The sequence below is a fragment of the Agrobacterium sp. NPDC090283 genome (genome assembly GCF_044769685.1).
Classification (GTDB): domain Bacteria; phylum Pseudomonadota; class Alphaproteobacteria; order Rhizobiales; family Rhizobiaceae; genus Agrobacterium.
This window is the reverse complement of the sequence record NZ_JBIVYG010000036.1, coordinates 1-14,631: the sequence shown is the minus strand read 5'-3', so window position 1 is coordinate 14,631 and position 14,631 is coordinate 1. Positions and strand designations below refer to the sequence as shown.

General features: G+C 56.0%; 8 protein-coding genes and 1 pseudogene. 5 read left to right on the top strand and 4 right to left on the bottom strand.

The genetic code is table 11. The features are described 5' to 3' along the window. Nucleotides 1–578 precede the first annotated feature (578 nt). Nucleotides 579–1,137, bottom strand: a pseudogene (locus ACIQUH_RS27400) (glycine betaine ABC transporter substrate-binding protein); the annotation flags it as partial. Between the two features lie 125 nt (nucleotides 1,138–1,262). Between ACIQUH_RS27400 and ACIQUH_RS27395 the strand changes: the two are divergent. The 3 genes from ACIQUH_RS27395 (at nucleotide 1,263) to ACIQUH_RS27385 (ending at nucleotide 7,474) form a co-directional block, all read left to right on the top strand. Beyond that, a complete protein-coding gene (locus ACIQUH_RS27395; RefSeq protein ID WP_400821257.1) occupies nucleotides 1,263–3,413 on the top strand; it encodes a retron system putative HNH endonuclease in 2,151 nt (716 codons plus the stop codon). Next, on the top strand, nucleotides 3,410–4,327 hold the full coding sequence (locus ACIQUH_RS27390; protein WP_400821255.1) for a hypothetical protein: 918 nt from the start codon (nucleotides 3,410–3,412) through the stop codon (nucleotides 4,325–4,327). The genes ACIQUH_RS27395 and ACIQUH_RS27390 overlap by 4 nt, the downstream gene beginning before the upstream one ends. Nucleotides 4,328–4,750: 423 nt before the next feature. Next, nucleotides 4,751–7,474 (top strand): TrlF family AAA-like ATPase, encoded by a 2,724-nt coding sequence (locus ACIQUH_RS27385; RefSeq protein ID WP_400821253.1) that lies wholly within the window; start codon nucleotides 4,751–4,753, stop codon nucleotides 7,472–7,474. Between the two features lie 162 nt (nucleotides 7,475–7,636). Here the strand turns inward: ACIQUH_RS27385 and ACIQUH_RS27380 are convergent, their stop codons facing one another. Beyond that, nucleotides 7,637–8,980 carry a hypothetical protein gene (locus ACIQUH_RS27380; protein WP_400821250.1) on the bottom strand — a complete coding sequence of 448 codons (1,344 nt, stop codon included), beginning with the start codon at nucleotides 8,978–8,980 and terminating at the stop codon, nucleotides 7,637–7,639. Between the two features lie 212 nt (nucleotides 8,981–9,192). Between ACIQUH_RS27380 and ACIQUH_RS27375 the strand changes: the two genes are divergently transcribed. Further along, the gene (locus ACIQUH_RS27375; protein WP_400821248.1) at nucleotides 9,193–10,611 is read left to right on the top strand and encodes a hypothetical protein; all 1,419 of its coding nucleotides are present in this window, start codon (nucleotides 9,193–9,195) and stop codon (nucleotides 10,609–10,611) included. 472 nt (nucleotides 10,612–11,083) lie between these two features. After that, nucleotides 11,084–11,479, top strand: a complete 396-nt coding sequence (locus tag ACIQUH_RS27370; protein WP_400821246.1) for a hypothetical protein — start codon at nucleotides 11,084–11,086, stop codon at nucleotides 11,477–11,479. Between the two features lie 35 nt (nucleotides 11,480–11,514). Here the strand turns inward: ACIQUH_RS27370 and ACIQUH_RS27365 are convergent, their stop codons facing one another. Together ACIQUH_RS27365 and ACIQUH_RS27360 are read right to left on the bottom strand one after the other, a co-directional pair. Next, nucleotides 11,515–12,834 (bottom strand): HlyD family type I secretion periplasmic adaptor subunit, encoded by a 1,320-nt coding sequence (locus ACIQUH_RS27365; RefSeq protein WP_400821244.1) that lies wholly within the window; start codon nucleotides 12,832–12,834, stop codon nucleotides 11,515–11,517. Continuing rightward, nucleotides 12,831–14,546 carry a type I secretion system permease/ATPase gene (locus tag ACIQUH_RS27360; protein WP_400821242.1) on the bottom strand — a complete coding sequence of 572 codons (1,716 nt, stop codon included), beginning with the start codon at nucleotides 14,544–14,546 and terminating at the stop codon, nucleotides 12,831–12,833. The genes ACIQUH_RS27365 and ACIQUH_RS27360 overlap by 4 nt, the downstream gene beginning before the upstream one ends. Nucleotides 14,547–14,631 lie beyond the last annotated feature (85 nt).

Genomic DNA, 14,631 nt, shown 5'->3' with positions numbered 1-14,631 from the left:
CAAACACGTCAGGAACGGGATGCTGTCGCCCGTCGAGTTCGAGAAGCAGCAGAAAATCTAACCCGAGGGTGTCTACGAAACTCGGGGCTATTCAAGCTAGAGGATTTGAGATCGCAGATTTCGATCCTCGAAGACCAGAAAACCGCCTTCGAGAAAGTCATCCAGTTCTACGATATTCGGAGTTCAGAAATAACCTTACGGCGACGCCCAAACAAAAACGTGCGTCACCATGGAACTCATCGAGCGGGCTCGTCACCGAGCTTCTCAAGGGGAAAGAACAATCGCCATGTCGTCCTCGACACCCTCACCTGCCGGACCGTTGAGGACAAATATGGGCCATCGGCATTCTCCAAACACCTCGTTCCGAAGACCGGGCCATCTAGTAAGTTTGGACAAGAACGGCACTCTGTTCCTCGTCGGGAACTTTTGTGGCACTGGCTATATAATGCCGCGTTTTTCAATGAAACCGTGCACAACAGCCAGCACAAAGTTACCTGTTATTAAGCCGTGAAGATTAGTTTTTAGCACTGGAAGCCGAAGAGCCGAGCCCGCCATAGGAGGCAAAACGAAGAAAGGGTTCCTACCTTTTCCGAGAGAGGCTTTGCAACAAGCGTGACGATACGATCGACAGCCCACGCGTACGGCTTGGGATCCGGGCATTCGGCGACGGTTATGCAACGCTTCCACTCGGCGTCATCATGCGGCATCCCGCCCTGGAGCGGCACCATCTCAAAACGCCCGAGAAGGGCGGCCGGCGCCCAGTAGTATCCTGTTCACCCTTCCTTGCGCTCGAAGGCCTTTGCGATCGAACCATCAAGGTCTGCCGCCGATCCTGTGTCCAGCCTTCTTTCTCCGCATTGCACCCTTTGAAGAGCTGGGCGGTTACTACGTGCCGCCCCAGCCCTGCGGTCCGCTGTAGATAGCGCCCGTGCTCGGGTACTCAGGATTGGGAACCAGCTCTGGGTACTTCAGGAGATCGGCGACCGTCTTGATGTCCGGATGGGTGTCGGCAAGGTATTTCGGTATCCACCAGCCCTGTACGCCGCCGCCGGGCAACATGTCGATCCAGGCTTCAGGCGCGATATCCGGCTTGCCCTTCTCCGCCATCGACGTGGTCGCTGGGACGGTGTCGCTCATGTACATTCCATCTTTTTGGCCCTCGCGATTCCCTACCTCAGATTGCAAATAAGACATCGTAAATGTATTTGGGTTGGGCAGTGGGAATCGTCCGGCTGTCCTGTGGGCCCACGAAAGGAATTCTGATGCGCTACGTCGATCGTAAGCGAGTATCCGTTCCCGCCGTGCTCGTTTCCGACCGGGTGAAGCGGGCGCTCGGCAATGTTGAGCACTATCTGAAACGCACTGAGGATGAGCAGGCGCAACGCCGTAGCCCTTACGACGAAACCATCATCCATCGCTCCGAAGTACCTGAGGCACTGTCGACGCTGTTTTTCTACAAATGTGCCTATTGCGAAAGTCGCACAGCCAACACGATCGACCACTTCCGTCCGAAATCCATATATCCTTGGCTCGCCTACGATTGGGATAACCTCTATCCAACATGTATGGAATGCGATCGCCGTAAAGGTAGCGCGTTTCCGGTAATGGGTGCGTATGCCGCTCCATTCTCGACCATAAGAGAGGCTCGTGGAACCGAGCACGCCTTGCTCATCGACCCGTGTTTCGACGATCCGCGAACGCATCTCCGCTTCTGCTTCGATGGCCATTACGAACCGCTAACTGAGCGGGGGCAACGCACGATCAAGCAACTCGACCTTAACAGGAAGCCGCTGGTATGGAACCGTCGGGAGGCTGCAGAACGCCTTGCGACGTGGCTTGAATACGGAATGCGAAGCGGGTCTCCAATAGAGAATTTGGTCGGCCCCGATACAGAGTTCGCTGGCGCGGCGATGCAGTTTCTGAATCTAGTTATCGAGGCTGCGACCGGTATCCGGCCTGCGTGGCGGAGGTCGGGACCTTCCTCTGAAAAACTTATGGGGGACCTCTACCGTCTCGGTGACACCACGCTTCGGACCGCGGTCGGGCAGGTTCGGGAAAACGGTGCAGCCTCTCGTCCGTTCTACATTGATCCTCCAGGGTCTAGAGCAACACCTAACGTTCGCGCTCCCGCTCCGGCCGCGATCAGCATGATCGAGATAAAAAATTTCAAGAGCATAGGCGAGCTGACGATACACGTTCCCCCACTCCGAAAAACCAGCGGGACGGCAGGAGCGCTTATGGTTCTCGGCGAGAATGCGGCTGGGAAGAGCAGCGTCCTTGAAGCTATCGCACTCACGGTACTTGGCGAGCGTGATTCATCTAGTCTCGTTGAAGCCGAGGATCTGTTGCGTCGCAAGGGCGAGCAACGTCTTGAACTCGTGGACACAGAACCATTGTGCGTCAAGATAAGCTTTCACGATCGCTCGGAGCCTGCAATCCTTACCGTCGATCCCCTTATAAGGCGCATGGAGAGCGCCCCCCAGCCGTGGTCTGTAGTGATTGGCTACGGACCACGACGCTATTCGAAGGACGGCGCTCCCTGGTTAAAATCGAGATCTGCTCGCGTCCGAAGTCTTTTCCGCCCTGCGGTTGCTCTTCCAGACCCGGCTGCTTGGTTGCGCGAAATTGCGGTGAGCGAGCCCAATAAATTCAATGCCGTCGCCCGAGGCCTGCGGGAGATTCTTGCGCTGAGAGAGAGCGACGATCTGGTTCTCGATGAACTGATGGGCGTTTGCGTACGAGTACAGGGTCGGCTTGAACCTTTGGGCCGACTGAGCGAAGGATACCGTTCTCTTTTCGCCATGGCGGTCGACATCATGCGCGAGCTTTTACAAGACCAACCCGAGTTGGAGAATGCTCGCGGCGTCGTGCTTATCGATGAGGTGGAGACCCACCTTCATCCGCGCTGGAAGATGAGAGTGATGTCGGCTCTGCGACGTGCCATGCCCAATGTCACGTTCATTGCAACGACCCACGACCCGTTATGTCTTCGCGGCATGGAGAACGGCGAGGTGATCGTGTTGTTCAAAGATGAAAATCGACAGATCGCATTGCTGGAAGACCTTCCTGATATAACCGGAATGCGGGCGGAGCAGATTCTGACGTCGGACTACTTCGGGCTGAACAGCACGGCGGACCCCGAGATTGAGGCAAATCTCAACCAGTACATCGATGCGCTAACGAGGGCCAGCGCTGGAGACCCGCGTGCTCAAGCGGAGGCAACCCGGCTCGGTCAAGGGCTTCGCAGCACCTTGGTTCTTGGCGACACTGCCGTGGATCAGCTTGCCCAAGAGGCGCTGGGCCGTTTCTTGTCGGAGCGGCGAGACCTACCTCCGATAGGAGGATCGCGTTCCAGAAAGGAAGTAGTTCAGCGCATGCTTGATGCCTTTCGCAAACCCCTGGATGGTGCATGAGGTACATTGACCGCTCCACAACACCCGCGCCCGAAAGCTTGAGCGCTGCCGACGGCGCGGGCCTCAAGGAATACGCCAAGGCGAAGGCGTACTATGCTGAGGTGCCGCCCCATAAAAAGGCCTATCCTTTCGAAGCCTATAAGGCTGACGACGTGAAGCTTGCCCTTCGCAACCTCTTCAACGGCAAATGCGCCTACTGTGAGCTTCGGTACGAGGGTGGTCAACCTATGGACGTCGAGCACTACCGACCAAAAGGCGGGGTTCAGGAACGGGATGATCACCGCGGATATTGGTGGCTCGCCGCTGACTGGAACAACCTCCTTCCCTCTTGCATCGACTGCAATCGCCGCAGAGGGCAAGTCTCGGCAGACGCAGGCATGACCCTCAGCCAACTCGAAGCCGCGCTCGCATCGATGGGCGATACAGAACCCGGCGGAAAGCAGGACGCCTTTCCTACCTTGGACGGCGTGTGGGCGGATCCGGAGATAGATCCAAATACAATAGAGAGCCCGGCGCTGATCGATCCCACACAAACCGATCCGGCAAACCACCTGCATTGGCCGCAGGCCGACTTGTCTGTGGTGCTGCCGACGGTAGACTTCTCAGGAAACGAATGTCCTCGCGCCACGGCGTCCATCTATATTTATGCATTGAATCGAATAGGCTTGGTTCAAAGCCGACTGGAAATTCGGCAAAAGTTCGACGCCCACATAAACACCATTCGAGAGGTGGTAATCGGAGCAATGGAGTTCGATGAGCCGCACCGTCAGAGATTTATGAAAGTCGCCGAGGACGGGATAGCAAATTTACGGATCGAAACCGGAATCAAGCATATTTATTCAGCGATGCTCTCGGCGCGTTTAGATGCGTTCGAGGCGGAGTTCAGGGCGCTTATCGAGGCTGACGAAGCTTGAAGTGCTTTGGCATCACGACGAGCTGTCCAAGCTTTGTGCAGATAGGCTCGATCAGCTTAACCGTTCTGCAATCCCAGATATCGGCATAGAACTCCGCAAGTTCAAGAATGCAGTGTCGCACACGGCCCTTTAGAGGGTGCCAAGGGTCGACGGGCATCCACCCACACCGACAGGCCTATCAGGCTACTTTTCGGGAGCGGCCCGCTGTAGACGACGCGCGACGTGCGTTTCGGCGAGCAGAACAGCCCGGATCCGCCACGGCCGGGCGAGGTCCGTAGCGGCCGTTCGGCCCATTGGCAACGCAGATCCGCGCAGCAAGACCGGTCCAACGCGGGCGTCACCCGCGATAGTATTCTCTGATATCGCACCTGTTGATTGCATACGGATCCTCGAATAAATCTTCGTCATCACAAGGAGTTTGCGATGGGCGGACATTTCGATGCTTCGACGGACCTGCTTACGTTGCTTGGTCACGATGGATTCGGCGACGAGATAAAGGAGGCAATCAAGCGACCTGACGGCGCACGCTTCCATCGCTGCGCCTTCCAGGTCAATCCCTTCGAGTACGGCGCTCGTCATTCTGCAGTTGCCGACAGCTTCACGAAAGAGGCGGACTACAATGAGGCGATGGTTCGCGCGTGCATCGCGGCAAAAGTGGGCGTAGTTGGCCTGACCGATCATTTCCGTGTATCGTCGACGGCCTCGCTTCTTGCGGCTCTCGAGGCTGCGGGGATCGTCGTCTTTCCCGGATTTGAGGCCAATTCGAGTGAGGGAATTCATCTCCTATGTCTCTTCGAGCCTGGCACTCCCCTTGGAACGATCGAACGGCACATCGGCGCTTGCGAGATTGTCGATCATTCCGCGCCGTCACCAATCGCCCGAAAGACCTGCGAACAGATCTTGCAAATGGTCGCCGAGGCGGGCGGCGTCTGCATAGCAGCGCACGTCTGCAGCGCGAGCGGTCTTTTGACGACGTTGAAGGGGCACACAAGGGCGCAGGCTTGGAAGTCCGAGCATCTTCTTGCAGCCGCAATCGCCGGGCCGAGAGACGAAGCGCCACAGAACTGTCTCAACATCCTGCGCAATAACGACACGACCGCGAAGCGAGAACGTCCGATCTGCATCGTGAACGCGAATGACGTAACATCGCCGGAGGAACTTTCGGACAAGAGCTGTACAACGCTTGTGAAGATGAGCTCCGCCTCCATCGAAGGCCTGCGACAAGGATTCCTCGACTGGGAATCGCGTATCAGACTCAACACCGATCCCGATGAGGACGATCATAGGGAAATCGTTGCCATAGGGTGGGCCGGCGGTCTTCTCGACGGACAGTCCCTACGGTTCAACAGCGGCTTGAACGTCCTCGTCGGAGCGCGCGGAGCAGGCAAGTCCACACTGATCGAGAGCCTTAGATATGTCCTCGGTGTCGAACCGAGAGGCGAAGAGGCGAAGCGAAGCCATAGCGCGATCCTCAAGCAGGTGCTCAAGCCGAGTGCTGCCGTTTCGGTAGTGATCCGGCTGCCAAAGCCTTCTCCGCAGTACTACCTCGTCACGCGCATCATGGGGCAGTCCCCGGTAGTCTTTGATCAGGCTGGAAACCGGCTTCCCGACGTGTCGCCATCCGACTTCATCGGGGACGTAGAAGTGTTCGGCCAGCACGAGATTTCTGAACTGACGCGGCATCCTGACAAGCTTGCTGAAATCCTGCGGCGCTTTACGTCGTCCGACACGGACGTCGGCGACGAGCGGCGGAAACTGCGGGAACGTCTGCAAAAGTCTCGTAGCTCGATAAACACCTCCAAATCGGACCTCAGTCAGATAGAGGAACAGCTTGCCGCCCTGCCTGGTCTAAGAGCGAATCTCACTCGCTTCGCCACTGCGGGTCTTGAAGAACGACTGAGCGAGAAGACGAGCTTCGACGCCGAAGCTCGGATTTTTGCGGTCGCTTCTGATTTCGTTACCGACATTGTGACGACGGTCGAAGAACTCAGCCCACCGGAAGAGGCCAGGAAGATGAGCCTTGGCGAAGACGTCGTTCTTCCGAACAGGGAGCTACTGGAAAGGCTGGACAATGTAGCGGCGCATCTCGACGAGGCCCGCCGCAATGCCGCCGCCCTACTGTCTGCGGCAGCGGAGGCTGCAAAATCGGAAATCGAGGCGGTCAAGGCAGACTGGGATCCGCTGAACACTGCTGCGGAGAAGCGGTTCGCATCGCTGGTGCGTGAACTGGAGACTGAAGGCCACGAGCCACGCAAGTTCGTGTCGATCAAGAACCAGGTGGAAACCTTGAAGCCTAAGGAGACAGAAAGAGAGGTTCTTGTCGCCGAACTTACGTCGGCCCGAACTGCACGGGAATCCTTGCTCGTCGAATGGGAAACCTTTAAGGCAAAGGACTACCGCGCACTGGAAACGGCCGCCCGCAAGGTCTCGCAGAGACTGACAAACCGGGTTCGCGTCCGGATCAGACAGAATTCGGACCTCGGTCCGCTGGAATCCATCCTTAAACAGCGTGCGGGAGGCAACCTGACCCAGCCTATCGAGAAGCTCCGGCTCCGCGATGCTCTGGGACTGACCGACCTGGCCAATGCCGTCCGCGTGGGATCTCAGGCCCTTCAGTCGAACTACGGCTTCTCGATTACCAGTGCGGATCGGATAGCGCAGCAAGGGGATGCCCTCGCTCTTGAGATCGAGGAGTGCGAGCTGCCAGCAGAAGCGGTCGTGGAATTGAATGTCGGGCCCGAAGGCACCCAGACGTGGAAGCAACTCGATGAGTTGTCGACGGGCCAGAAAGCCACGGCTGTCTTGCTCCTTCTGCTCCTCGAATCCAACGCTCCCCTCATCGTGGACCAGCCCGAAGACGATCTCGATAACAGGTTCATCGCCGACAGCATCGTTCCTGCGATGAAAGTTGAGAAGCGCCGCCGGCAGTTCATTTTCTCGAGCCACAATGCCAACATCCCGGTTCTCGGCGATGCCGAACAGATTGTCGGTCTGAAGCCGATAATCGACGGCGGCATCGAGCGGACGGTCATCCAGCAGGATCTATGTGGATCGATCGACGTCCCGGAGATCAAGGAACTCGTCAAGAACCTGCTCGAAGGCGGGCAGCGGGCATTTACGACGCGCCGGGCGAAATATGGCTTCTAATGGCACCGTTTGCCTCGCCGCTTATGTGGATCCCGCGCGATGATAAGCGTTTTACTTCGGCCGGTGCACAGCGATGGCACATCGTTCGCGCTGAAGTCGGAAGTGGCTGAAGCGAACTCTTGGCGAAGTGCTCGGACTAGCGCAGTCGGATAGTCCTAGCTACTACGTCCTCTCCAGAGCCTGCTCTATGTCTACGCGGATTTCGGCGGGCGACATTGTGGCGTGGATACCCGCCCACGTCTGGTCGGAATGGTTCCACATGCTGCCTTTTGAAACTATCAGGAGTTTCCCACGGAGGAGACGCAATACTGTCTTTGCGTCATCGGGGAGCGGAATCTCGTTACCATCTTCGTCGTACTCAAATATACCGTGTTCGGCGAGAGAATAGTCATAATCCATCCCATCGACCCGAACTACCTGTTCATTGTCGCGCACTTCTTCGTAGACGCCGCTCGGCGGCATGCGCTTCAACTCGAGTAGGAAGAAGGATTCGATTGGTTCCTTTTCGATGTATTCAAACGTGGCTCTGTCAACGAGCATCTCGAGCAGGCCGGTCTCGCTCAAATCGAAGAGGAGCCGTTTTCCATCTTCATGAATGCTGACGCCCATTAATGGAAGATGGCCGTCCGGCGTCAGGTAGGAGTAGTTTCCTTCCATGAAATGACGAAGGACGTCGGCGAGATCGTAGGGGTCAGACCAGCTTCGCGAGCGAGGTACCTCATTGGCAAATGCTTTTTGGATCGCCGTCCTCCAGATCTTGTCGAGATGTTTCTGATAGTCCTCTTGCTTTTTCTCAAACTCGTCCATGTCGATTCCCCTGCGTAGCAACAATTTTAAACGAAGACAGTGAGAAGGACCACTGCGTAGAAAACCGGTTAAGGGCTGCTCCACAGCTATAAGACGCAGTGAGGATCGGGCAATCGAGCCGTCATTGACAATCGTGGCTGCCGAGGCGCTGACACCATCGTCAGCGGCGACAAGGCCGGCCGAACTGTTGCGCAAGGTACCAGCAGCGGTAAGCGTCACCTTGTCCGTCGAAACGACGCGACCCGAGTTTGCAATGTCCTGTGCCGATGACAGGACCGTGCCGCCATTGCCCGCGATTTCCCCGGAATGGTTCAGGTTTCCGCCCAGCGCCTCCAGCTTCGCCACCGACCTTGCGGCAAGGCTGGCGCTGGAGGTGAGCTGTGCCGCCTGTGCGAGCAGCATGCCGCCCGAGACATAGCGTCCATCACTCAGGCTGAGGTTTTGGGTGGATTTCAGGGTCAGGTCGTTTCCGGCCGTGATCTGCCCGTTGCGCGCATCGATGCTGGACGCCTCGATCACGATATCCGAACGGGACCGAAGCGTATCCCGCCCCGTATCGTCCGCCCGCGTCAGATCGAGCGCGCCGGCCCTGATCGTGAGCAGCCCGCCGGCGGCAAGCTGCCCCTTTCCGGCCTCCAGCGTCGAAGCCTCCACGCTGAGCGTGCCAGTGGTCGCCTGCTGTCCGTTGCTGTCGGTCACTAAGGCAAGGATTCGCCGCGCAGGCCGCTCACCGAAATAGGTCCCTGCCAAACTTGTCGCGGTTCACTCCCCGATAGGGAATAACATTGCTGCGCCATGCAAATCGAAGGTCACTTTGGAACTTAAAGTTGAATGGAGGTCTCCTGTGGACTTGCATATTTAAATCTAAGGCTCCATGAAGCCCGCAGGTAAAGGTAGGTTCGAGGGCAAGCATGAGTGATCGATATCAAGTAGACGAATTCAAAAATCGCTATGGGGAAGACTACAAGAAGCTTCTGGACGAGGTTATTACGGAATGCCGCGCGCTGAAAAACGGAAAATTCAGCAAGCAAATAAGTGACGTCTACTCGCGGCCTGGTGACGGCTTTAAAGATTCCAACAAAATTGCTGCAAAACTTCGTCAACGAGGGAAGTCCGCCAGCATCAAGGCATGTTTAGAACTTAACGACGTCGTCGGTCTAACCGTTGTTGTCCAGTATAATGACCAGGTCGGTATAGTCCTTGAGGCACTGAAACGGGCATTGAAAATAAAAGACATTTCAGTATCGAAACCGGAAAAGCATGATAACAAGGCGGGATACTACGCGACCCATGTTGTTTGCGCTAAGCTCGTTGGCAGTGACAGCCTCCAGTGCGAAATTCAGGTTAAGACAGTCCTGCACGATGCGTGGGCATCAAAGCTGCACGACTTAACATACAAGCCGGGCGGCATGCTTGATCCTCGCTTATCCCAGTTGATGGCGTCGATTGCGGTAACACTGGAAAACCTAGAAAACCAGAGCATTACTATCCGCGACATGATTGAAGCGAGCTGGGATGTCGAAGCGGATGCGCGGAAGGCGGCCAGGGTCCAGTTCTTCGAAAACATGCTCGAGTATCGGAGAGCGACTTGGCGTGATGCTCTCGACACGGAAATGAAGGATCTCAGTGACGAGCTTGAGAAGAGGGCTGATCATTATGCGAAAGCGAAGGACGGAGACTCTAAGCTCCAGAAATTGATGGCTGGTATCGAGAAGTGCTGCGGGGATCCGGATCGAATTAGGTACGCTTGGATTATTTCAGGCCGAGTAGCGATGATCCGTAATACGCCTGCAATTATTCGCTCGTTTTCAAAGAACGCCGATCAGTGGCTGGAGAAAGCGCCGACAATCCTGTCGACCATCAACGCTAAAGAGATTTCCGCTGTCCCCTTAATGTTTTACGTTCTTGGAGACATCGATCTTGCCGTTGATTATTCAACGTCTATTAAATCTCGACCATGGTTCTCTAAACTTCCGGACGCGGTCAGGCTGCAGATCGAATTCAACGAAGCCACGTTCCTTACGGAACGCGAGTACCATGCACCTTCGAAGAAGGAGCAACGGAAGGCTCTCAGGGTTTACGTAGAAGAAATTCTCGAACGCGCTGTGGCAACCGAGGAGGAACGGTCTTCGATCGCCGACACGATGGGCCTTGTTAAAATAACATTCGGAGAGAACAAGGACGAAGTTAGAGCGGGGATCGAGGAATGCATCAGTGCATCCCAAGATGCCACTGAAGATGAAAAAAGCGTTTCTGCAGCCTATGTCGATCTAAACATGCGGCTGGGTTGGCGCCGCTACTTCGAACTGGAGGCGATCAGGAAGCGCTGAGGTTAGGCTCGACGCTTGATCAACCGGATCGGGTACAGCCGTCCACCCTTGTCGAGCATGCCGCATCTTAGACGGAGACTTCTTTCCTTGGACGGCGTGAATGGAAGTCGCTGATCCCGAAGGATGCTGAATTCGGGTTCAACTCCGAGTAAAGAAATTCCAAAAAAAATAGGGCACCCAAAGCGCCCTTTTCCTTGTCAGAACGAAATTTCAGCCGATAGTCAGCCAGCAGTCTTAATGATTGGACGTTTAATGACTTTATTTTCGGTGTTTTTAATGATCGGTCTCATATTCGCCCCGTGGTGTCAAAAGAAGTGCCGAATTACTAGCACGCCAATGGTCAAGAATCTATTCAAATCTCGCCCAATTAAACCCTTTTGTGATGGAGTGGTTCCCACTCTAACAAGGAAATATTTCTATTTCCGTGTACACTCAAAAAGATAATGCATGCTGAAGCAATTAGGAAGACCCAATGGCCCACAGAGTTAAAATTTACAATGAGACGCAAGGAGTTGAAGAAAAAACCATCGATCCCTTGATCGTTCGAGCCGCCGAAGAATTAAAATACGATCACAGCCTGTATTTCGCGAGCGATCCCGCGACGGTAGTCCTACCTCTAGATCACTTGATATTGTCGCGGGCGCGCGAAAAAGGAATCCGAAACGCGGTTGCGCTAATGGCAAAAGCCGCAGATGGAAAGATTGAAAGACGAAAGCCTGTGGAAGTCGTTGCCGAATCCATGGGGTACTTTCGGGTTGTCGATGGCAATTCCACGGCTACGATAGCGACCGCCGCCGGTTGGATCGATTTGCCCTGTATCGTCGTAGAGGAGGAAGGTAGTGAGCCTCTGGCTCAGTCGCCGATGTGAACATCGCCGGCTGACGGTTCTCCCTCGGGCTCCCCTCAATCCTCACGCATTGCCTTGTTGATCTGATCGGCGAGAGGTTTGACGAGATACGACAAGGGAGTTCTTTCGCTCGTCTTGATATATGCTTCAACCGGCATACCGGCGAGGAGGCCGAGATTGCCCAGTTTCATAAGCTCTTCCGGTTCGATCTGGATTCGGGCAGTGTACCAGCTTTCGCCCGTTTGCGGATTATGAACGAGATCGGCAGCGACCATTTTGACCTGACCAGCAATTTCCGGGGTCGTACGCTGATTGAAGGCGGAGAAACGTAGGGCCGCCTGCTGACCGACATGCATCTGGTCGATATCGGCCGGCTGGATTTTCATTTCGACCACCAGCCGGTCGTTGACCGGGACGATCTGCATGACTGTTTCTCCGGGGCTAATGACGCCACCAATCGTGTGAACGGCGAGTTCATGCACGATACCGTCCTGCGGAGATCGAATATCGATACGTTTCAACTGGTCTTCCGCCGCAACCTTTTGTTCGGTGAGCTCGGCAAGCTTGTTGTCGACGTCACGTAATTCCGTCAGAACCTCCGCCAGCCGATCCTGATCAAGCTGAAGAATTTGAAGTTCAGTCTCCGTGATGCGCGTCGCGGCCCTCGCGATCTCTGCCATCAACTGACCGCGTTCCCCGTCAAGCTGCGCGCGCAACCGCTCCAGTTCTGCCAGACGGTTGAACTGGACCAGTTGCTGATTGGCCAGACTTCTTACGCGGACGAGTTCCTGACCAATCCACGACAATTCCTCTTCCTTGGCGCTCCTGCGAACGATCAGCCCCTCATTCTCTTGCCGTATCTGATCGATACGCTGTCTGAGCTGGGCTTTTTGACCATCAATGGTTTGTCTGCGCGCAGCAAAAAGAGCTACTTCAGCTTTGAGGTATTCGCCGCTTTCGGTATCGATTGTCTGGCTCGATGATACCGGCGGCACTACCATAGTTTCAGCATTTTCCCGCTCCGCCGACAGCCGCATCCTCCGCGCATTCAATTGATCAATCTGTTTTTCAACGATAGCCAGATTTGCCTTGGTGACTGTATCGTCAAGCCGGATGAGCAAATCTCCCGCCTTGACGACGGCCCCATTGCGAACCCCTATTTCACCGACGATACCGCCCTCGCGGTGCTGGATGCGCTTGACGTTCCCATCAACAACAACTGTTCCCGCCCCCATTATCGCGCCGGAAAGATTGGCGGTCACAGCCCAGCCCCCAACCCCAAGAACCATGATTGCAAGGGTTGTAACGCCCGCAATCGTATAGGACCGGATGGCGCGACTGGCAGCGCTGGTTGTCGCGGCGTTATTGGGTGTCATGCTTTTTCCGATACAGCTCGCATTGTAGTTTTACGCAGCACCTCATCACGCGGGCCGAAGGTGACCATTGCGCCCTGGGCGAGAACGAGGACATTGTCGACGGCTGACAGCGCATTCGGCCGATGCGCGACAATCACCACAATGGCACCTCGCTGACGCGCCACCGCAATGGCGTTCGTCAGCGCCACCTCACCTTCCGCGTCGAGGCTAGCATTTGGCTCATCCAGAACGATCAGGAAAGGTTTTCCAAACAATGCGCGTGCAAGGCCAATCCTCTGGCGCTGACCAGCGGAAAGAGCCGCACCGCTATTCCCAATCCTCGTATCGTATCCCTCCGGCATCGCCAAAATGAGGTCATGCACATCCGCCAGTTTCGCCGCCTCGATAATGTCGGACGGGTCCGCGGATCCAGCAAACCGGCTGATATTCTCCGCAATGGTGCCGTCAAACAACTCGACCCCCTGAGGAAGATAGCCGATCGACGGGCCGAGCGCTTCCGGATGCCATTGATCGAGTTCCGCTCCGTCCAGTCTGACCGTCCCACGCGCAGATGGCCAGATACCGACGAGCGCCCGCACGAGGGTCGATTTACCAGAGCCACTCGGTCCGATAATGCCCAGCCCCTGCCCTGCTTTAAGCGAGAAGGTGACATCACGCACGGTCGGCGATTGATTGCCAGGGGCGAGGACGGAAACGCCTGACACAGAAAGTGTTTTTGACGGCGCCGGGAGAGCCATTTTCTCCTGATCCGGGCCCATTTTTTCAAGGAGCTGACCAAGCCGGGCTTTTGCCTGCCTGAAGTTGACAAAACCGCGCCATTGGCCGATCGCCTGTTCTATGGGGGCGAGCGCCCTGGATGTCAGGATGGAAGACGCGATCATCGCACCCGGCGATGCAAGCTGTCTTATCGTCAGCCATGCTCCCAGCGCCAGGACTGCGGATTGCAGCGCTAATCGAAATATCTTTGAAAAAGTCGAGAAGCTGCTCGTCGCGTCGCTTGCACGCCGCTGCTCCTCAACATAGGCGGTATTTGTCTCATGCCATTTGCGCGCGTAGGCACTTTTCATACCCATGGCATGCAGCGCTTCTGCATTGCGCCGCCCCGCCTCTATGTAGTCGGCTCGTGCCGATGACAACGACGCCACCCGGCGTGTCGGGTCACGCAGAACCGCATCGCTGCAAAGCGTCAGAACGATCAGCAAAGTCGCACCGGCAATCGCAAGCCAACCGAGGTACGCGTGAAAGAGAAAGAGGATGCCGACGTATAGCGGTAGCCATGGCATGTCGCAAATGGCGACCGGACCCGGACCGCTCATAAATTGCCGCATCTGCTCGAGGTCACGGACTGGCTGCACAGCCACTTCTTTTTTTGACATCCTGAGCGGTAACAGCATCACCGCATCAAATGTTGGTCCACCAAGCTGCTCCTCGATCCGCTCGCCGATACGCGAGAGAATTCGGGCTCGTATGAGTTCGAGGATGCCGAGAAACAGATAAAGAGTAATCGCCAACACCGAGAGGGCAACAAGCGTCGGCACACTGCGACTGGACAAAACGCGATCATAAACCTGCATCATGAACAGCGGGCCGGTCAGCATGAGGATATTGGTGAAAGCACTCAGGATCGCAACCGACGCGAAGGCACTCCGTGTCGCTCGCAAGGCAGCGGCGACCGGAGGCCGCCGCGCTTCGCTATTCAAATATTTCAACAAGAGTCAGTTCCTATGCAACAAACCGCACATCATCCCGATGTAGATCGGAAAGATTGACGTTTGCGAGGGTGATGCCGTTGGTTCC